This is a genomic window from Dolichospermum sp. FACHB-1091, assembly GCF_014697585.1.
In the GTDB taxonomy this organism is placed as follows: Bacteria; Cyanobacteriota; Cyanobacteriia; order Cyanobacteriales; family Nostocaceae; genus Dolichospermum.
In genome coordinates, this window is sequence record NZ_JACJSB010000008.1 from 1 (window position 1) to 21085 (window position 21085).

A 21085-nucleotide genomic window follows, 5' to 3' on the forward strand; every position below is an offset into this window, starting at 1 on the left:
GATAGAGATGTAAACGCTGCAATTAATGTAAAACAAGAAGCGGTTAGATTAACCGTGTTAGCCTGTGGACTAGATAGTGCCGACACTTCTAGGATGAAGCAGGAAGAAAAAGCCGGCTTTTGTTAGCATTAGTTAGCTTTTTTGGGTCGGGTGTATGTTAAACTCAATAATTGCCATATATGCTATCACAGATGACTTGTTGAAAGCGATTGGGCATAACGAAGATAGTCGTAGAGTGGTGAGCGATGCAGAAATTATCACAACGGCTCTGTGTGCAGCGATGTTCTTCAACAACAACCACAGTAAGGCTTGCACTCATAATAAAGAACATGGATTCATGCCGAATATGTTAGATAAATCACGATTTACACGATTTAACAGAATATTACACGGAATTTTTATTCCTAGTGCTATCACAAGCAATTTTCCCAAATCCATTCATATAGTTACTCTTTGCAAAAGGGGATATCTTCGAGATGCTATGTGATCCCACATCTCCACCATCAGTTAAATTAATATATAATTAAAATGAATAATTTTTGATATCTTCTTATGACATTACAAGAATTGCAAAAACAAGTATTACAGTTACCAATGAGCGATCGCTGGCAATTGGTACAAACTGTATTAGAATCAATACAACAAGAAACTATATCACCATCAAAGCAGGGTAATTTATCTCGACTGCGTGGTATTGCTAAGAGTGTAAATATCTCAAATAATGAGAATATTAATAGAGATTATGTTACTTATCTAACTGAAAAATACCAATGAAGCGAGTTTTTATTGATACGAATGTAGTTTGAGATTTTTTACTAGAAAGAGAACCTTTTGTAGAAGATGCAGTCAAGCTATTTGCAAAAATTGATGCAGGGGAGATTATAGGGTTTATTGCTGCTACTACAATTACTAATATTTATTATATTATTCGTAAAGCAGCAGGTGTAAAAGTTGCTCAAGATGCAATTTCTCAAATTCTCACAGATTATCACCGATAATCACGCTCCGTTTCTCCACTAAAGGAGGCAGCAACTTTATAACCAATGCGAATCCCAAAAAGTCGAGCAAATCTGTTTTTATTCCGTAAATAATGCGCTGATTCTATGCCTATTTTATCAATAGCATATTCACCTGTTTCTATATCAATAATGATCATTTTACCGATGTTTTCTGCTGTTTCTACTTGCTGACGAATGCCATTATCATATAATTCTTTGGCACGTTTTGCGACTTCTTCGCTGCTGAGGAGAATGGCTTGCATTTTATTTCATCCTTTTTCGTGATTATATATTTATTGTACTTGATTTAGTAGTACAGTTTATCCTTCCTCAAGCCACTGTTCATAACCACATATCAGCAATCTTTTCTTTAAATTAGCGATCGCTTCAGATGTGGGTACATCAATTGATTGCACTCGATATACATCATTGAGAACAACACTATAATCTTTACCGCTATAGTAAGCTACAACTTCAGCTAAATTTCTATCTGACATTTCTTCACTGAGTAATGCTAAAAGCGGTAAATAATTTTGTGGTTCTATCCCCTTGGGAAAAGCACATTGAATTAATTTATATGTACTTTGTAGATGTGGTGAAATAGTGATTTGCATGATTAATTACCAGTTAAAGGAAAAGGTGGATGAATATATACATGGAAATCCACACCTTGAGCAGAAGCGGCTCTGACTGCTTTTGCATCTGCTGTGGTGGTGACAATATTTAGTTGATCACCTGTACCTAATATAATAATATCGTTTATTCCTAATTTTCGTGTTGGTTGTAGGTTTAAAGCTTTAGGTGATGGGTTATCGGGGATGATAGTTACTCTTTGCAAAAGGCGATTAGCTCTGTTTTGTTCTGATAGTCTAGCAATAGTTTTCACTATGTTAGTGAACTCAGTAAAAGCAGTTTGAGTCATTACCATTTCTTTTCCGTTTACGTATTGTCGCAATTCATAGCGATGAGGGGAATTTTCGGCTATAAGAGCTATAGCAGTTCCAGTATCTAAATTAATCATTCAAATATTTCTCTTAACAACAATGGTAAATGGGTTATGTATTTTACCATTTATTACCTTTTTACTTAAAAGTGATTCCTGCGGAGCGCTTCGCTATCGCCTGTGGTACTGAGTTCCGCACAATCGCACTTTTCCACCATAGTCTAACTAAGAGCGATTCCTGCGGGGTGCTTTGCGATCGCCTTTGAAACTGAGTTCCGCACAATTGCACATCTCCAGTATAGTTTAACTAAGAGCGATCGCTTCGGTAAGCTTTACTAAACGACATCTTTCGCGTTAGTGATCATAAATGTTACAATGCAGCTATGTTGTAAATCAGGGTGAAAAAAATGAAAAAAGAAGAGGCCATCGAAAAACTTAAACGTCAAATTCAATTAATTGATAATTTAAAATCACAACCTAGATTTAGCCAAGACTTCACTAAATGGAAACGAGATACAGAAATTTCAATTGAATGGATATTTGGAAATGATACTCGACATATAAAGGAATTTAAAAATATTTCTTATAGTCCATTTGTAGCTACTGCCTCCACTCCTCAAAAAACTTATGAAGAAACATTCAAGGGAGGCTTGGAAAAAGGACGCATGATTTTGGAATCCATGATACAGGAAATAGTAGATTATTGGGAGGAAAACAACATCAATCAACCTATTATTCCTGATTTAAATAAGATTGAACTTCTTTGCAATAGATTTGATTTAGTTGCCAGACAACTAAAAACTAGACACAGTAGCAGAAATACCATAGAAATTAATGATGAGTATGATGTTCAGGATTTATTTCATGCTTTACTAACTTTATATTTTGACGATATCAGAGATGAAGAATGGACTCCAAGTTATGCTGGTAAAGCTTCACGAACAGACTTTCTTTTAAAAGAGGAGCAAATTGTTATTGAACTTAAGAAGACACGCGAAAATCTTGCTGATAAAAAAGTTGGAGAAGAATTAATTATAGACATTACTCGTTATAAATCACATACTGACTGTAAAACTCTCATTTGTTTTGTTTATGATCCAGAAAGAAGAATTAAAAATCCTCGTGGTATTGAAAACGATTTAAGCAAAACTACAGATGGTATGATAGTTCAAGTTTTTATTAGACCAATATAATTGTATAACTTGAATAAAATCATATAAATATTTTTTCGTTTTTTTAATCAAAAGCGAATTTTTTTTATTTTTACCACAATCTTTATCATTCCAGCATCATACATACTATTCATTATACTCAACCACCACCGCAATAGCCGCAGCGATTTCTTCCATTATTTCACTCGAACATTCTCCAATTTTACGAATTAATCTTTGTACATCTACGCCACGCAATTGTAAAATATCTACAGCAGAATCTTTCGACAAACTATTCTTGATATTTGCCTCAATCTTAACGTGCCAAATATTTTCAGCATAATATTCCTTCCAATCTGTAATTGGTGCAATTAATTTAATTGGTAACTTACCAACACCATCAGAACTGACAATTATAGCGGGTCTTACTTTTTTAATTTCTGCTCCCACAGTTGGATCAAAATTAGTCAGCCAGATATCACCCCGTTTAGGAATAGAAGAATTAGTAATCAATTAAGTCTCCTGTCTGTAATTCTTGCCATTCTTTATCTTGCTGGTAATGCTCTAACATTAAATCAGATTGTAACGCTAAAATCTTTTTTCGTTCTTCTATAGGTAACTTTATAAATTCACGACGGCTGAGAAACTTTTGTTTTAACTCATCAATATTTTCAGAAAACGTGAGTTCAGCATTTTCTTCTTCTTGCTTCACACTTTGCAAATTTTGATAAATTTCCTCGCGGCCTTCTTCTCTTAAATATTGCTGCAATAACAATTGAATTTGTAACTTTTCTTCAATTGAAAACCCTTTTATTGCTTCTACCACATCAGTAAAAATCATAATAGTTATTCTTCACTTTCAATTAATCTTTTACCATTACTAAAACGCTGCAAAAATTCAGGGTAATTCATCAAATCATCAACCGATTCTGATGGTGGCATTTCCACCCAATTTGCCTCAGCATTCAATTTATCTACATAAATGTAGAATGCCTCTTGGTCATCTCGATGAGATAAAACATAAGCACGTAATTCCTTTGTACTCATACCTTGGAAGTTAGGCTGACTCATACCACATACCTCCATTTACCATTAGGATATATTTCTATCATATTCTCTTCACCCGCGAGGATAAATACATTACCTGTACGTTTATCAACTCGAACCAAGTTTATGGGTAAATATAGTTTAGTTAACCAACAACACAGAATAAATAACTGCGTTTTTTGCTCAGATGTAGGAATGACCCGTACTCCTCAATCAAACTCATTATAACGAATATATCACTCCTTCTCCTCTTTGCGCCTTTGCTCCTTAGCGCCTTTGCGCGAAACAAAAAAAACGGTAGAGAACCGAAATCCTCCACCGTTCAATTAACAATTAAAAAACCTAACTAAGACTCAACACCTTGGGGTAACAACTCCCGTGTTTGTTGAGAACTAACTTGCACAATGCCATTTTCATCAACATCAACAAGAGCAGTATCGCCGTCTTTGATACGTCCAGACAGAATTTCTTCCGCCAAACTATCTTCTAACAAGCGCATAATTGCCCGACGTAATGGCCTTGCACCGTAGCTAGGACTATAACCCTCAGTGATCAAGCGATCCTTGAAGCGGTCTGTAACTTCTAAGACAATGCCTTTTTCCGTCAAGCGACCAAACACTTCCTTGAGCATGATATCGGCGATTTCCGTGACTTCAGCCTTATTCAACTGACGGAAGACGATAATTTCATCTAACCGGTTCAAGAACTCAGGACGGAAGTAATTCTTCAGTTCCTCATTCACTAAAGAACGAATGCGATTATACTGAGATTCGTTAGCATCTTCAGCAAAATCGAAACCAATACCGCTACCGCCTTTTTCAATGACCTTAGAACCAATATTGGAAGTTAAAATCAGCAAAGTGTTCTTAAAGTCCACCGTGCGACCTTTCGCGTCAGTTAAACGCCCATCTTCCAAAATTTGCAAAAGCATATTGAAGACATCGGGGTGGGCTTTTTCGATTTCGTCGAATAACACCACGGTGTAAGGACGACGACGGACAGCTTCTGTTAACTGACCACCTTCGTTGTAACCGACATAACCAGGAGGTGAACCGATCAACTTACTGACGGTGTGACGCTCCATGTATTCGGACATATCTAAGCGAATCATCGCTTCTTCTGAACCGAAGAAATAAGAAGCTAAGGACTTCGCCAATTCAGTTTTACCTACCCCAGTTGGACCTGAGAAGACAAAACTAGCGATCGGCCGATTCGGATTTTTTAAACCGACACGAGCGCGACGAATGGCGCGGGAAACAGCCTTCACAGCGTCATCTTGACCGATGAGCCGCTGATGTAAGGTATCTTCCATGTGTAGCAACTTCTCGGACTCAGATTCAGTGAGTTTGTTAACTGGTACACCAGTCCAGGAAGCGACAATGTGAGCAATGTCTTCTTCTGTAACTACGGGTTCAATACCGTCACCACTAGAGCCGTTACTCTTAGTTTGGGCAATAGTGCGGATTTCGGCCTTGATTTCCATTTCCCGATCGCGCAATTCCCCCGCCCGATCAAAGTCCTGAGAACGGACTGCATCATCTTTTTCTTTTAAGATTTGCCGTAGTTCCTTGTCTAATTCCTTAGCTGCTGGGGGCAGTTGGGAGTTAATTAAGCGCACCCGTGAGCCGGCTTCATCCACCAAATCAATGGCTTTATCTGGCAAATAGCGATCGCTAATATAACGATCAGACAACTTAGCTGCCGCCACCAATGCTTCATCGGATATTTTCAGCTTGTGGTGTGCTTCATAGCGATCGCGCAAACCATATAAAATTTCTATTGTCTCATCAACGCTTGGCTCACCCACCATCACAGGCTGGAAGCGTCTTTCCAACGCTGCATCCCGTTCAATGTGCTTGCGGTACTCATCCAAAGTAGTCGCGCCGATACATTGTAATTCACCTCGCGCCAAAGCTGGCTTGAGGATATTCGCCGCATCAATCGCCCCTTCCGCCGCGCCCGCACCGATGAGGGTGTGAACTTCGTCAATAACTAGGATGACATTACCCGCCGAGCGGATTTCATCCATAATTTTTTTCAGACGTTCTTCAAATTCACCGCGATATTTAGTTCCTGCTACCAGCAGACCAATATCAAGAGTGACTACACGCTTATCTTCCAGGATATCGGGGATATCCTTGCTGGCGATACGTGAAGCTAAACCTTCGGCGATAGCGGTTTTACCAACACCTGGTTCCCCTATCAACACGGGATTATTTTTCGTCCGGCGACCCAAAATTTGGATTACCCGCTCAATTTCCTTGGCGCGTCCCACCACAGGATCGAGCTTGTTATCTATGGCCATTTGGGTCAGGTTTGAACCAAACTCATCGAGAGTTGGGGTTTTAGTGCGACCAGAGGGGCCACCCGGCGTAACTTCCGCCGTTTCTCCCAACATCCGAATCACTTGGGTTCTCACCTTGGTCAAATCTACACCCAGGTTTTCTAGCACCCTAGCTGCCACACCTTCACCTTCGCGGATCAGGCCCAACAGCAGATGCTCGGTACCAATGTAGTTATGCCCCAATTGGCGTGCTTCTTCCAAGGATAGTTCTAAAACCCGTTTTGCCCGTGGCGTAAACGGAATTTCTACGGCGACAAAGCCTGAACCCCGTCCTATGATTTTTTCAACTTCAATGCGAGCATCTTTGAGATTAACTCCCATTGATTTCAGCACCTTAGCGGCCACCCCTGTACCTTCGCCAATCAGACCCAAGAGGATCTGCTCAGTTCCGACAAAGTTGTGACCTAAACGGCGGGCCTCTTCTTGGGCCAGCATGATTACCTTAATGGCTTTTTCTGTGAAGCGTTCAAACATGGCATTTTTCCCATCACCTGCGTCGTGCCGGTATGCTGATTTTAGCACAGGCTAAAATTTTGGATATCTATATCAACAATATTAGATATCCAATTACCATGACACAAGTTAATGGGTTAATGAGTAACTATTAGTTAATCTCTAGGTGGTTAGTGTACTGAGGAGAGTGATATTAGTAGCATTTTGGGTACTAAATCCAAACAATAGACTATTGATGTAGGGATATTGGTTAGCCTTCCCAAATAAAATTTAGTATCATAGAATATGTATTAATGTCAAGAGATTGAAATGAATGATAAGATATTTATATTAATCAACATTTTTATATTAAGATATTCTGATAACAAATTAGGGGTAAAAAATTTTTTACCTACATTTAGTATAAGTAAATATAATTAAAATATTTTCTTCAGCAGGTTACTAATATGTATAATTGTGTATCATTGGCTGAAAGCCTTGTTATTATTGAGTTATGGATAATTACCAAAATTCCTGGGGAATGTGGGCGCTCCACAATTATTTATATTTTATTTATATTTGGCGATCGCTTCATATACTCAGCACTGCTGAATCATTTGATTCTGGGGGTAGGGGTTTAGCACTGCTAAACCCCTACAAATCTAGGTTTTTTGTAATTTCGTAAGATAATTGTACATTTCCCGAAACCAAGGGCATTTTCTTTGCACTTCATCAGGTCTTATTTTTAATAAAAGTAAGGGAGTATGTGACCCTTTAGAGAATCGTGAATAACTACTATCAAATTCTTTCAGGATGCTTGATTCAACTAATGCTTCTGATAGCTTTTCTTGACAGCAATCTCTGGTTAGGTCATATTCACTAAATGATTCAGGATTATCAAAAGGAATATTCCTTTGTGTACTTAACCACCAACGCATCCGTTCATGTCTACTACGAAAATCTGGATGTTTAGCTATGGTATTATCCCAATCTGCAATAATCCAAGATTCTAATTCAGGTGCAGCAAAACCAACAAATTTTTCTATATCAGCACATTCAGATATTTTCGATATAACTGCTAAAAACTTTTCTCTTTCTGCAATTGGATCTCGACAATCTAAATCGTCAAACACTAAAATTAAGTCACATTTATTTGGTTCATTTTTTAGAGTAATAGGTAGTTCTTTACTAATTTGAGCAATTAAACTTTTACCTGTTTTACCATAACCACTTGCTTTCCCCGGTTTGGGTCCTGGTTTTTGAAGCACTGGTGTTTTGCGTTCAAACTTGCAACTGGGAAAATTTTTTTCTAAAAAAGGAATTAGTCCTCTAACTTCAGCTTCACCACCACCAGCAAAAACCCATACTACCACGGCCATCCTCCAATAATAGGATCACCAACTCGGTACAAATCACCTAGTTCCCAACCTTCTTTCAGTTTTTCATCAAGCATTTCTTGAGAAAGTGTTTTCATAGAAAAATGGGTTTTATCTTCCGCGTAAAAACAATAAACATTCTCTAAACAATCTGTAAAATGATCTAATAAATCAGGACTATGTGTGGTAATAATTATTTGGGTTTTTCTTGATGCTTGTTTTATCCATTCTGCTAAAATTGACATCCATGAAACGTGCAAACCTAATTCTGGTTCATCAATGACTAATAATGAAGGTAGTAAAGGTGAATGTAATATAGTTGCCCAACATAACATTCTTACAGTTCCATCTGACATTTCACTTAAATAAAATGGTTCTTTAGTATCTTCAAAATACCATTCTACAGTTAATGATAAGCGACCTGAACGGATAGGACGTATACGACGAGTTTTGGGTAAAATAGACTTCATCGCTTGGTTGATACTATCTTCAAAATCTATATCTTGCTCAATCAAATTATCTAATACTAAAGGTAAGTTATCACCGGATATAGATAAATGAATATCACTACCGCCAATTTTTGGTTCTGAGGTTCTAATTTGATTTAATTCCATATTATTGGCATTATAAAATTGCCATTGGGAAATAAATTCAACTAAATCTCTTCTCGTTCTGTAAGCAGGTGTATTTTCCGGTGAATATTGGCTATTTTCTAGTAATCTGGGCAGTATGGTCAACCCTAAAGCATTAGTGGGTATATTATCTAAACCTTCAAAGTGTGTTCCTGAATTTTGTCCAGGAAGATTATAAACTGATACAGCCCCTTTACCAACTTCTCTATCATGAAATTTATAATAGTAAAAAGGTGGTGAATTCAATTTATTTAAATCTTGTCCACTAAATAAAAACTCTTTAGTAAGACTTACTTTATTTTTCTTCCTATCAACAAATAGGTTTAAAGTCAGCATTGTGCTAAATTTTTCGGGAAGTTGTTCATTTGATAATAGTTGTGAAAAACAATATGCAAAATTGATAACAGCAGGACTTTCTACAGTATTATCTAAAATTCTATCAGTCCCCATTTTACTAACTGCATCTTCAAAACTACTTACTCCACGACTTTCATCAGGGATTGTAGTTAAACAGTCTTTCAAAAATTTCAAACAACTGATAAAGTTGCTTTTACCTGAACCATTAGAACCTATAAAGATATTGAGTTTTTCTAATTCTACTGGCTGAGATAAGGATAAGTTTTTATAATTTCGACTTTCTATAAATTGCAAAATAGGTTGATTCATATTTTTTCAAATTTTCAAATATATAATTAATTTTTTAGGGGTAATTCATTAATTACCCCTATTTTGGTCATGTTCTCAATTTTGACCATAGCACACTTGTAAACAAGTTTAGATCAAAAGTTTCTACAAGTGTAAGTAATGCAGCACTATAGTTAGCAGATGATGAGTCACAGGTAAACTGTCTACCACCATCCCTAAACACAACAGCATCATGTAGGAAATGGAGTATAAAAATAACTCCCGTGCTATGGTTTTATCTGCGGGATTTTGCAATAAACGCCAAGACTTATGGACAAATACACCGCCTAAAGTCAAGGCAATAACAGCATAGACAATACCACTGGCGTGTAAGGGATAAAACAGCAATATAGTAGCAGTAACAGTAATTACCGTATAAAACCAAATTTGTCTTACCGTGGCTTGATCCCCTGCCACCACAGGTAACATTGGTATCCCTACCTTAGCGTAATCATCACGAATCATTAAAGCCAAAGCCCAGAAATGGGGAGGTGTCCACAAAAAGACAATGGCAAAAATTAACCAAGCTGCCCAACTTAAAGTATCTGTCACCGCAGCCCAACCAACCAAAGCGGGAATTGCCCCAGCTGCACCACCAATGACGATATTTTGAGTGCTATGACGTTTGAGCCAATGAGTATAGACTAAAACATAAAAGATGATGCCAGAGAAGGCTAAAAATGCGGCTAGGAGATTAGCGAATACGGTGAGGAGAGTAAAAGACAGTACAGCCAGAACGATAGCAAAAATGAAAGCATCACGGGGTTGTATCTTACCAGAAGGCAGGGGACGGTGGCGTGTGCGCTCCATATCATAATCTATATCTCGGTCATAGATACAGTTAATGGTTTGGGCGCTGGCTGCGGCCAAAGTCCCACCAATCATGGTAATAATTAACAACCAAGGATCTACCTCTCCCTGGGCGGCTATCCACATACTTCCAGCAGTAGTGATTAATAGCAGGGGGATAATTCGGGGTTTAGTTAACTGGTAGTAACTGTGAACGACTTGGAGAAATGTGTCGTGCTGACGACGAGAGACATTAGTCTCAATCATGTTGGGCCTTTTCCTTATTTTTCAAGAACTGGTCAGCAAAGCGCTTTGTGGTAGCAATATGAAGATGTGGCTTTATGGATTTGGGCTATGAGTGGGAGTGAATGAATCCCGCAGTGATAAAACTGTAAATACCACCAAAGTACCGAGTAAAGTTGCACCAATAGCTTGATGAGAAACAGTGAGAGGTTCAACTTGTAAATGTAAGCGGAAGGTAGCCACACCCAATAAAAGTTGTAAAATCAACAAACCACCCGCCATATTGGCCAGTTTCCGCAAAACAGGATGTAGTGCTGGTGTGCGCCAAGAAATCAATACCACCGCCAAAGTAGCTATAGTTGGGGGTACTAAGCCAAAAATATGGCTGTACATGACATCACAAAGTTGTTCACCTGCCAAACACTGGTGTAAAGCCCAGCGAGAACCCACTAAAGCGCCGAGTAGACTTTGTAAATAGACACAAATAGCAGCAGTTAAACCCAGCATGGGTAACTTACCTACTGTTCCCGTTCCTTGATAAGAGGCCAGACTTGTACCGATAATTAACAAAGTGGTGAAAAATAGCAGTGCTGTTCCCAAATGGGCAGTAACGATATCAAACCGCAACAATTCAGTTACAGTCAGTCCTCCCAAAATCCCTTGGAAGACAATTAAAAATAAGGCGAATGTAGAAGCCCAAGGTAGCCACTTGGGTAAAGAAGAACGATGCCACCAAGATAAACTACAAAGGGCGATCGCACTAAAGCCAATTAAAGCCGCATCTAGACGATGAAACCACTCCAAAAACACCTGGAGATTCATTTGCTGGGCTGGAACTAACTCCCCATAGCATAAAGGCCAGTCAGGACAAGCAAGGCCAGCATTCATGACGCGGGTGGCGCTGCCTATAGCCATCAAAATTAAGGTGGCTATGCAGATTTTCCACACCAAGCGACGAATCATGTCCTGGGGCTGTTGTCTAACTTTTGCCGCTTGATTTTGTGGTTCTAAGACAAATTCGTTCATTAACAATACCTTGAGACTGCTTGTGCTTTGAAGAGTGGGAAATTTTGTATTTTGATTTAGTGCCAATCTCCCTTCACCCTAACCTATAGGTCAGAATGTAGAAATCGGCTTTCCCTTATACTTTGGATCACTTTAGCTAGTTTTAGCTGTAAGATTTTGTGCTGTTTTGTAGATAGGAACAGGGAAGGAGGGGGAAAAAAGTTAGGATTCCACTGGGTAGAAACATTGATAAATGGGAATTTCTGCGAATTTTTCGGCTAAATTGCCATTTAATCTGGGGACGGATAACTTATCTCCCTTGTACTCAAAATTGTGATCCTAATCCAAAAAATTAATAAAGATTTCAGACCAGCGCATACTATATCTCATACCCTGCATTACCTTAGTAAGTGGAGTCACTTTTTTCAGTGAACAGAACTTACGCAAAATATCTCTCAACGTCTCCCCCCTTCGTGATCTTCGCGTCTTTGTGGTTCATTAGGGCGCGGTGCGTAACTCAAGGTTGAAGTAACTTTAAGATAAATTAGTTAATTGATAAGAAATTCGCCATGAAAATTCCAAGTACAATCTGGACATTACTCATTGGCATTGTCCTCACCCTCACAAGTCTCTGGTACGGTCAAAATCACGGTCTGTTGCCTACAGCGGCCTCCGATGAAGCCCCCTTGGTAGATGGTCTATTCAATGCCATGATGACTGTTTCTACAGGCATATTTTTGATTGTTGAAGGTGTTTTAATTTACGCCGTTGTTAGATATCGTCGTCGTGCTGGTGACAATGAAGATGGTCCAGCAATTGAAGGTAATGTGCCTCTGGAAATCCTCTGGACTGCGATCCCCGCAATTATCGTTATCGGTATTTCTGTATACAGTTTTGATGTATACAATAACATGGGCGGTTTTGATCCCCATTCAGCCCATGCAGCACCCATGATGGAAGAATCCATGAATATGCCGGGAACGGCTATGGCCGCTACCTTAAAGGAAGCATCTGTACAAGTAGCACAATTAGATAATAATTCCGATACCGTTACTAAACCAGCGGAATTAGTTGTCAATGTGACTGGACTTCAATATGCTTGGTTATTCACCTATCCAGCCACGGAAGTGACAACTGGTGAACTTCATTTACCCATTGGTAAAACCGTAGAAATTAACTTGACAGCTAATGATGTCATCCACGCGTTTTGGATTCCCGAATTTCGGCTTAAACAGGATGCTATTCCTGGTAGACAAACAAATTTGCGTTTTACTCCCTCAAAAACGGGTGAATATAATTTAATTTGTGCTGAATTGTGTGGACCTTATCACGGGGTCATGAAAAGCCCAGTGGTAGTAGAGACACAGGAGGCTTTTGATCAATGGATGCAAGAACAATTAATTGCAAGTAAGGATATACCCAATCAAACGATGGCTATGAACGCTGATAAATTCCTTTCTCCTTATATTCAGGATATGGGCATTAATTCAGAAATTTTGCATCAAATTAAGTAGGGAATTACAGAATACAGCGAATATAATTCATGGCTACACAAACAAAGTCCACTTGCGTGGACTAATGAAAAATTAAGTAATTTAAACCACGCATCATCTAGGTTGGGACTGTGTAGACGTGGTTTTCATCGCCCATTTAACTTCTTTAAAATATGACACAAGCACAATTACAAGAAACAGATCACAACCACAATCATACTGAAGAACATAAAGAAAGGCATTGGCGAGATTTTTTTGGTTTTAGTACAGATCATAAGGTGATTGGGATTCAATACTTAGTCACTTCGTTTATTTTTTACTGCATTGGCGGCGTAATGGCTGATTTAGTGCGGACAGAATTACGCACTCCAGAAGTAGATTTTGTCACACCAGAAATCTATAACAGCCTGTTTACACTCCATGCCACAATCATGATTTTCTTGTGGATTGTGCCAACAGGAGCAGGATTTGCTAACTATTTAATTCCCCTGATGATTGGGGCCAGAGATATGGCATTTCCTCGCCTCAATGCTGTGGCTTTTTGGATGGTTCCCCCCGCAGGTATCCTACTAATTGCTAGTTTAGCCGTAGGTGATGCCCCTGATGCCGGTTGGACTTCTTACCCCCCCCTGAGTTTGGTGACAGGCCAGGTGGGTGAGGGTATTTGGATTATGAGTGTATTGCTTTTGGGAACTTCTTCCATTTTGGGGGCGATTAATTTTCTCGTCACTCTTGTGAAAATGCGAGTTCCTAGTATGGGTATCTATCAAATGCCCTTATTTTGTTGGGCAATGGTGGCAACTTCTGCACTGGTATTAATATCTACGCCCGTATTAGCGGCGGCTTTGATTTTACTGGGTTTTGATTTGTTGGCCGGAACAACGTTTTTTAACCCCAGTGGTGGAGGTGATCCTGTTGTTTATCAACATATGTTCTGGTTCTATTCCCACCCAGCAGTTTACATCATGATTTTGCCTTTCTTTGGGGCAATTTCGGAAATTCTGCCAATTCACGCCCGAAAACCGATTTTTGGCTATAAAGCGATCGCTTTCTCATCCCTAGCTATCAGTTTCTTAGGTTTAATCGTCTGGGCGCACCATATGTTTACCAGCGGTGTCCCTGGTTGGCTACGGATGTTTTTTATGATCACTACCATGATCATCGCTGTACCCACTGGGATTAAAATTTTCGGTTGGTTGGCAACTATTTGGGGTGGTAAAATCCGCTTTACTAGCGCCATGTTATTTGCCATTGGCTTTTTAGCAACTTTTGTGATTGGTGGTATTAGCGGTGTGATGTTGGCCGCAGTTCCTTTTGATATTCACGTTCACGATACTTACTTTGTAGTGGCACATCTCCACTATGTCTTATTCGGTGGTAGTGTGTTAGGCATTTTCGCGGCCATTTACCACTGGTTCCCGAAAATGACGGGACGGAAAATGAATGAATTTTGGGGTCAAGTGCATTTCGCTTTAACCATAATTGGTCTCAACATGACTTTCTTACCCATGCACAAACTAGGATTAATGGGTATGAACCGTCGTATTGCTGAATATGATCCTAAATTCACCGCTTTGAATGAAATCTGCACCTGGGGATCTTATATATTGGCCGTCTCTACCTTGCCATTTATCATTAATGCTGTTTGGTGTTGGTTCTATGGGGAAAAAGCTGGTAATAATCCCTGGCAAGCATTAACTTTAGAATGGATGACTAGTTCCCCTCCTAGTATCGAGAATTTTGAAACTCTCCCTGTTTTGACTACTGGCCCTTATGATTATGGAGTGAGTAAGGAACGAGTTGAAGTTGAACCCGTGTTAACTCCCCAAATTGAATCAGCACTTTAAGGAAAGAGAAAATTTGGCGTTGCTGAATAAAGGAATTTTTTCTCCCAGAGGCGCAAAGGCGCGGAGGGTAAGAAATAGGGTCTTTTGATTTACCTCAGTTCAGCAACGCTAAAAACTTTTAACCCATTACCAATTACCCATTACCAATTACCCATTACCAATTTAATAATTTATGCAAGGTCAAATTATTGAGGCGACTAATACTGAGTTAAATCATCATCAATCAGTTTCTGGTCACGAAGCACACCCAGATCATCGTTTGTTTGGTCTGTTTATGTTTCTGGTGGCCGAGGGTATGATTTTTATGGGTTTGTTTGGTGCATACCTGACTTACCGTTCTACTATTCCTGTCTGGCCACCAGCAGGAACTCCAGATTTGGAATTACTGTTACCCACTGTGAATACTTCTATTTTGATAGCTAGTAGTTTTGTTATGCACAATGCTGATACTGCTATCAAAAAGAATGATACTAAGGGAATGCGGCTGTGGTTGGCAATTACCGCGCTTATGGGGGCTGTTTTTTTGGCAGGTCAGGTTTATGAATATACTCATTTAGAGTTCGGTCTGACTACTAATTTATTCGCTAGTGCCTTTTATGTTTTAACCGGTTTTCACGGTTTGCACGTTACTATCGGTGTTTTGGCAATTGTAGCAGTTTTGTGGCGATCGCTTACTCCGGGACATTACAGTAATAAAAATCACTTTGGCATTGAAGCGGCGGAAATTTACTGGCACTTTGTAGATGTAATTTGGATTGTTTTATTCGGGTTACTCTATTTACTCTAGGTATTTATTACTTAGTTGTTCACTCCACTCGAATAACCTACAGTCCCCCCCTTGGGGGTTTTTTATTTGTACTGGTGAATAAGTATATATTATTATATATTATATATTTTGTTGGGTTTCCTTGGGTCAACCCAGCCTACAAACTAGATTAAAAATTTAAAACAAATGAACTCACAGAAACTACAACCCAGAGAATCATTAAATAAAGCATTTCTGAAAATCAATCCCTTTAGAAATGATATTGAAACTTTCAAAAAACATTTAAAAAATCTAATTGCAAAAATTAACGAATCTGAATCAGAGGAATTTCATAAAAACCTCATTGCTGATTTTTTAAAGAACACATATTACAGTTCTAATCACTTTATTAATACTAAAGGACGAAATGACCTGGTTATTCATAATGGTCAAGACCCTAAAACCAGTGTTGGTGTAATTTTAGAAGTTAAAAAGCCAACAAATAAAAGCGAAATGCTCAAAATTGATAATTTAAACACTAAAGCATTTCAGGAATTAGTTTTATATTTTCTCAGAGAACGTTTAACTGAAAAAAATCTAGAACTGAAATATTTAATAGCAACTAATATCTACGAATGGTTTATTTTTGATGCTCAATATTTTGATAAATTATTTCAGGAAAATAAAACCCTAGTTCAACAATTTAAAGATTTTACCGACGGAAGATTAATAAGTAAAAAAACTGATTTTTTTTATCAAGAAATTGCTCAAACTGCTATTACCAAAATTGCAGATAAAATCACTTTTACCCATTTTGATATTCGAGAATATCAAGAATATTTACAACCTGGAGAAAATCCTGATGATCATAAATTAATTCTACTGTTTAAATTACTTTCTCCAGAACATTTATTAAAGTTACCTTTCGCAAATGATAGTAATACTCTTGATAAAGGATTTTATCATGAGTTATTACATATTATCGGTTTAACAGAAGTTAAAGAAGGTGGTAAAAAACTCATTCAACGCAAAAAATCAAATGATAGAAATACAGGTTCACTTATTGAAAATGCTATTGTCCAACTTGATAGTTTAGATAAAATTTCTCAAGTCAAAGAACCAGAACAATTTGGAGAAACTGACCAATTACAACTTTTTAATGTTGGTTTAGAATTAGCAATTACTTGGGTAAATAGAATCCTCTTTCTCAAACTATTAGAAGCACAATTAATTAAATATCATCAAAATGATCTAGCTTGGGGATTTTTGAATTTAAATCAGGTGCAAAATTATGATGATCTTAATAGTCTATTTTTTAGTGTATTAGCACGAAAACCAGAAGACAGAAACGAGGGTTTTAAAAACAAATTTGCTCATGTTCCTTATTTAAATAGTTCTTTATTTGAACCTACGGAAATGGAACAAGCAACGATTTTTATTAGTAATTTGAGAAATGAGAAATTACAAATTTTCTCTGCTACTGTCTTAAAAGATAATAACGGGAAAAAACGATTTGGTGAAATTAACGCTTTAGAATATTTATTTGAATTTCTGGACGCTTATGATTTTAGTAGTGAAACTGGGGAAGAAATTCAAGAGGAGAATAAAAGATTAATTAATGCGTCTGTACTGGGTTTAATTTTCGAGAAAATTAATGGTTATCAAGACGGTTCTTTCTTTACTCCTGGTTTTATGACTATGTATATGTGTCGGGAAACAATTAGAAGAGCGGTTGTACAAAAGTTTAATGAAATTAAAGGTTGGAATTGTGAAAATATTGATGATTTATATGATAAGATAGAGGATAAAAAAGATGCTAATAGGATTATTAATAGTTTAAAAATATGTGATCCTGCGGTAGGTTCAGGACATTTTTTAGTTTCGGCTTTGAATGAAATTATCGCAATTAAAAGCGAATTAAAAATTTTATTGGATAGGGAAGGTAAAAGATTAAAGGAATATCAGATTGAAGTTGTGAATGATGAGTTAATAATTACAGATGAAGATGGTTTATTATTTGAGTATAATCCTAAAAGTCAGGAAAGTCAACGGGTTCAGGAAACTTTGTTTGATGAGAAACAAAGGATTATTGAAGGTTGTTTATTTGGGGTGGATATTAACTCTAATTCTGTGAAAATATGTCAGTTGCGGTTATGGGTTGAACTTTTGAAAAATGCTTATTATAAGACCTCACCCCTAACCCCTCTCCTACAAGGAGAGGGGAATATGAGAGAGTTGGAGACTTTACCTAATATTGATATTAATATTAAATGTGGTAATTCTTTAATTAGTCGTTTTGCTTTAGATAGTGATTTGCGACAAGCTTTAAATAAAAGTAAATACAGTATAGAAAGTTATAGAAATGCTGTTAAAACCTATCGCAATGCTGAAAATAAGGAGCAAAAACGGGAAATGAAAAAAATGATTGCTGATATTAAGGGTAATTTTAAAATAACATTACAAGGAAGTGATCCAAATAAGACTAAATTAAGAAAATTAGAGGGTGAGGTTGAGAATTTGGAGGGTCAAACTTTTTTGATTCCAGAAACTAAAGCTGAGAAAACAAAACGGGAGAAAAAAATTGCTAAGTTGAATAATGAAATTGATAAATTAAAACTTGAGATTGAGGATATAGAAAATGGTAGAATGTATGAAAATGCTTTAGAATGGCGCTTTGAATTTCCTGAAGTGTTAAATAATGATGGTGTTTTTATTGGTTTTGATGTGGTTATTGGAAATCCTCCTTATGGGTTATTTCCTTCCAAATCAGAATTAGTCTTATTGATTAATAAATATAATTATCTAGGTATAAATAATTCCCTAAAAGACAGCTATTTTACATTCTGCTTATTAGGTTTAAAGGATATTTTAAAAGCTCATGGATACCTATGTTATATAATACCTAATACTTGGAAATTAATTGATGTAGCACAGCAGTTTAGACAGACTTTAATTAGTGAGTTTTATTTTTTGGGTATAGATGAATTTAATACAAAAATCTTTGATGAAGCGACGGTAGACTGTGATATTATCTTGATTCAAAAAAATAAATTAGCAGAATATAATGTAAACATAAAACTGAGAAATAGAAATATAGTCGAGCGTGTCAATATTCTATCAAAAAATACTTTATTAGAACGGCGATTTTTTAATTTCTCACTTCATGAGAAGCAAATATTGTTATTAGATAAAATTCAATCATGCTCCTTCTTAGTAAAAGATTACTTTGAAATAAAAAATGGTGTTAAACCTTACGAAGTTGGTAAAGGTTATCCACCACAGACGAAAAAAATATTAGATGAAAAACCTTATACTGCTGAAACTAAATTAAATGATAAATTTCAGCCATTAATAGGTGGACGTTATTTTCATAAATATGTGATTTTATGGAATGAAAATTTCTGGATAAGTTATGGTCAATGGCTCGCAGCACCCAGAGAAGAATCAATATTTCAAGCCAAAGAAAAACTAATTTTCAGACAGACTAGTGATCAAATAATTGGAACTTTGATTTCCTCTGGATTTATCATACGGAATAACGTTCATATTATTCTCAAAAAAGATGAAAAGTTTGATATTTTCGATCTTAAATATCTGCTAAGTATCTTAAACTCAAAATTAGTTGATTTTGTTTACACTAGTATCAATCCAGAAAGGGGAGAAGCTTTAGCAGAGGTCAAAGCATTTCATTTAGGAATGTTACCCTTTTATCCACTTTCTAGAAAAGATCAATTTCCTCTGATTAAAATAGTTAATCAAATTCTCACTGCTAAAAAATCAGATCCAAAAGCAGATACAACCACATTAGAAACAGAAATAGATCAACTAGTTTATCAACTTTATGAATTAACACCAGAGGAAATTCAAATCATAGAAAATACCTAATAACGTAAGTTGATAGTAGATACGTAGGGTGTGTTAGCGACAGCGTAACGCACCCTACAATACCCGCAAAATTTAGGTATCTTGTTTTTCATCACTAATTTAGTATAGTCAAGCAGATAAAATACCTGCTTAACCTGACCATTAATCCTTTACTCTTCCGTTTGCTGCTTCACTTCGCGGGACTCCAACCAAATTGGGATAACAATGACAGCAACTAAAATAAGTAACGCCAAAATTGCAAATTTACTTACCCAGGCCACCAATTGTTCCAGGGAAATAATTCTTCCCGCAAAAAAAGCTAAAGTCACCATGACACTACCCCACGCAGTCGCCCCAGCTACATTATAAATCAGGAATTTACCAAAGGGCATTTCCGCTATACCTGCAAGTGGTGAAGCAAAAATTCGCAATAAGGCAAAAAAGCGGCCAAAAAATACAGCTTTAGCGGCGTTTTCGGTAAATTGATCCTTAATACTCAACAGTCGTACCTCTGAAATGCGGAAAATCTTCCCAGCTTGCAGCAGAAAAGGCCAACCACCCACTCTACCTATCCAATAGCCGCAATTACCACCAATTACAGCCCCTCCGACTGCATTACCAAGAACCAGCCAATAATTTAATTCATTGCTACCAGCCAAAAAACCACCAACAATGGTTACGGTTTCCCCAGGAAGAGGAATACCTAAATTTTCTAGCAATATTCCCAAAAAAATCGCTAAATAACCATAATTATGAGCAATTTCTTGGATGTTTTCTAGTGAAATTAGCTCAAAAGACATCCGCTACCACCGAGTTTACAAATTTTTACCTGTACCATATCTTTGCTTATTTTTGGTGAGAGTGTCAAACTATTTAAGTCAAATTATTTCAATAATGATAAGTTTGTTACTGAAATTGGCAAAGAATTATGCCTATACTAGAAAAACATATCAACAAATTATACGATATAAATACTGAAAATTTTTTCTAGCCGCGTTGCTGTTAATGCAGGTAAATTTGCGAAAATAGTCATTTTGCGGTTGAATTATAAACAGTATTAATGTCAGTTTTTTCTTTCTTAGTGTTTCAAATACTCGGTTAAATTTATGACTCTTACACAAGAACGCCAAGTGATTTTGTTTAAACCCCAGGGTAGTATAGACCTAGACAGTGGTACGAACTTGAGTGAACAAATGGACCAAATTAAACCTCAAGGCCATCAACTTTGGGTTATAGATTTAGCAGATGTAGATTTTATGGATAGTTCTGGATTAGTTCCCCTTGTCAAGGGTCTGACTACAGCGCGTAAAAGTGGTTGTCGGTTAGTTCTTTGCAATGTCAAAGCCCCTGTGAAGTTGATTTTGGAACTGACCCAACTTGATTCAGTATTTGAAATTTTCCCAAATTATGAAGATATTTTTACTTCCGCTCAAGATCAACAGTCGTTATTAGCAAGCTAATTTACAGTATTTTCTCCATAAATACTTATAAG

The 21085-nt window shown here is 37.1% G+C and carries 19 protein-coding genes; 7 read left to right on the forward strand and 12 right to left on the reverse strand.

Annotation, left to right across the window (positions count from 1 at the left end; translation table 11 throughout):
• Positions 1-552 precede the first annotated feature (552 nt).
• The gene (locus tag H6G25_RS06810; RefSeq protein ID WP_190391829.1) at positions 553-774 is read left to right on the forward strand and encodes a hypothetical protein; all 222 of its coding nucleotides are present in this window, start codon (positions 553-555) and stop codon (positions 772-774) included.
• A 214-nt stretch (positions 775-988) separates the two neighbouring features.
• Here the strand turns inward: H6G25_RS06810 and H6G25_RS06815 are convergent, their stop codons facing one another.
• The 3 genes from H6G25_RS06815 to H6G25_RS06825 are packed head-to-tail and all read right to left on the reverse strand — an operon-like array spanning position 989 to position 2019.
• Positions 989-1261: a hypothetical protein gene (locus H6G25_RS06815; protein ID WP_190391830.1), complete on the reverse strand. Its 273-nt coding sequence runs from the start codon at positions 1259-1261 to the stop codon at positions 989-991.
• Between the two features lie 57 nt (positions 1262-1318).
• Positions 1319-1612, reverse strand: a complete 294-nt coding sequence (locus H6G25_RS06820) for a DUF3349 domain-containing protein (RefSeq protein WP_190391831.1) — start codon at positions 1610-1612, stop codon at positions 1319-1321.
• A gap of 2 nt (positions 1613-1614) precedes the next feature.
• The gene (locus tag H6G25_RS06825; protein WP_168696446.1) at positions 1615-2019 is read right to left on the reverse strand and encodes a DUF1308 domain-containing protein; all 405 of its coding nucleotides are present in this window, start codon (positions 2017-2019) and stop codon (positions 1615-1617) included.
• Positions 2020-2348: 329 nt separating this feature from the next.
• On the opposite strand from H6G25_RS06825, the gene H6G25_RS06830 reads away from it, so the two are divergent.
• Positions 2349-3134, forward strand: coding sequence for a hypothetical protein (locus H6G25_RS06830; RefSeq protein ID WP_190391832.1), 786 nt, complete (start codon positions 2349-2351; stop codon positions 3132-3134).
• A gap of 105 nt (positions 3135-3239) precedes the next feature.
• Here the strand turns inward: H6G25_RS06830 and H6G25_RS06835 are convergent, their stop codons facing one another.
• The 8 genes from H6G25_RS06835 to H6G25_RS06870 all read right to left on the reverse strand — a co-directional run bounded on the left by H6G25_RS06835 (position 3240) and on the right by H6G25_RS06870 (position 11665).
• The gene (locus tag H6G25_RS06835) at positions 3240-3605 is read right to left on the reverse strand and encodes a type II toxin-antitoxin system PemK/MazF family toxin (protein WP_168651965.1); all 366 of its coding nucleotides are present in this window, start codon (positions 3603-3605) and stop codon (positions 3240-3242) included.
• On the reverse strand, positions 3595-3933 hold the full coding sequence (locus H6G25_RS21100) for a hypothetical protein (RefSeq protein WP_242034901.1): 339 nt from the start codon (positions 3931-3933) through the stop codon (positions 3595-3597). The genes H6G25_RS06835 and H6G25_RS21100 overlap by 11 nt, the downstream gene beginning before the upstream one ends.
• A 5-nt stretch (positions 3934-3938) precedes the next feature.
• A complete protein-coding gene (locus tag H6G25_RS06845) occupies positions 3939-4163 on the reverse strand; it encodes a hypothetical protein (RefSeq protein WP_190391833.1) in 225 nt (74 codons plus the stop codon).
• A 322-nt stretch (positions 4164-4485) separates the two neighbouring features.
• Positions 4486-6957, reverse strand: a complete 2472-nt coding sequence (locus tag H6G25_RS06850; RefSeq protein ID WP_137908204.1) for an ATP-dependent Clp protease ATP-binding subunit — start codon at positions 6955-6957, stop codon at positions 4486-4488.
• A 620-nt stretch (positions 6958-7577) separates the two neighbouring features.
• On the reverse strand, positions 7578-8288 hold the full coding sequence (locus H6G25_RS06855; RefSeq protein ID WP_347239149.1) for a hypothetical protein: 711 nt from the start codon (positions 8286-8288) through the stop codon (positions 7578-7580).
• Positions 8282-9589 (reverse strand): AAA family ATPase, encoded by a 1308-nt coding sequence (locus tag H6G25_RS06860; protein ID WP_190391835.1) that lies wholly within the window; start codon positions 9587-9589, stop codon positions 8282-8284. Before H6G25_RS06860 ends, H6G25_RS06855 begins: the two co-directional genes overlap by 7 nt.
• A 123-nt stretch (positions 9590-9712) precedes the next feature.
• On the reverse strand, positions 9713-10663 hold the full coding sequence (locus H6G25_RS06865; RefSeq protein WP_190391836.1) for a heme o synthase: 951 nt from the start codon (positions 10661-10663) through the stop codon (positions 9713-9715).
• A gap of 72 nt (positions 10664-10735) precedes the next feature.
• A complete protein-coding gene (locus H6G25_RS06870; protein WP_035371832.1) occupies positions 10736-11665 on the reverse strand; it encodes a heme A synthase in 930 nt (309 codons plus the stop codon).
• A 548-nt stretch (positions 11666-12213) separates the two neighbouring features.
• Between H6G25_RS06870 and H6G25_RS06875 the strand changes: the two genes are divergently transcribed.
• The 4 genes from H6G25_RS06875 to H6G25_RS06890 all read left to right on the forward strand — a co-directional run bounded on the left by H6G25_RS06875 (position 12214) and on the right by H6G25_RS06890 (position 19614).
• The gene (locus H6G25_RS06875) at positions 12214-13158 is read left to right on the forward strand and encodes a cytochrome c oxidase subunit II (RefSeq protein WP_190391837.1); all 945 of its coding nucleotides are present in this window, start codon (positions 12214-12216) and stop codon (positions 13156-13158) included.
• Positions 13159-13310: 152 nt separating this feature from the next.
• Positions 13311-14984: a cytochrome c oxidase subunit I gene (gene ctaD / locus H6G25_RS06880; protein ID WP_190391838.1), complete on the forward strand. Its 1674-nt coding sequence runs from the start codon at positions 13311-13313 to the stop codon at positions 14982-14984.
• A gap of 172 nt (positions 14985-15156) precedes the next feature.
• Positions 15157-15771: a heme-copper oxidase subunit III gene (locus H6G25_RS06885; RefSeq protein WP_190391839.1), complete on the forward strand. Its 615-nt coding sequence runs from the start codon at positions 15157-15159 to the stop codon at positions 15769-15771.
• A 165-nt stretch (positions 15772-15936) separates the two neighbouring features.
• Positions 15937-19614, forward strand: coding sequence for a TaqI-like C-terminal specificity domain-containing protein (locus tag H6G25_RS06890; protein ID WP_190391840.1), 3678 nt, complete (start codon positions 15937-15939; stop codon positions 19612-19614).
• A 149-nt stretch (positions 19615-19763) separates the two neighbouring features.
• Here the strand turns inward: H6G25_RS06890 and H6G25_RS06895 are convergent, their stop codons facing one another.
• Positions 19764-20393, reverse strand: a complete 630-nt coding sequence (locus H6G25_RS06895) for a DedA family protein (RefSeq protein WP_190391841.1) — start codon at positions 20391-20393, stop codon at positions 19764-19766.
• A gap of 306 nt (positions 20394-20699) precedes the next feature.
• Here H6G25_RS06895 and H6G25_RS06900 point away from each other — a divergent pair, with 306 nt between their 5' ends.
• Complete coding sequence (locus H6G25_RS06900; RefSeq protein ID WP_190391842.1) at positions 20700-21053, forward strand: STAS domain-containing protein; 354 nt, start codon at positions 20700-20702, stop codon at positions 21051-21053.
• The last annotated feature ends 32 nt before the right edge of the window (positions 21054-21085 follow it).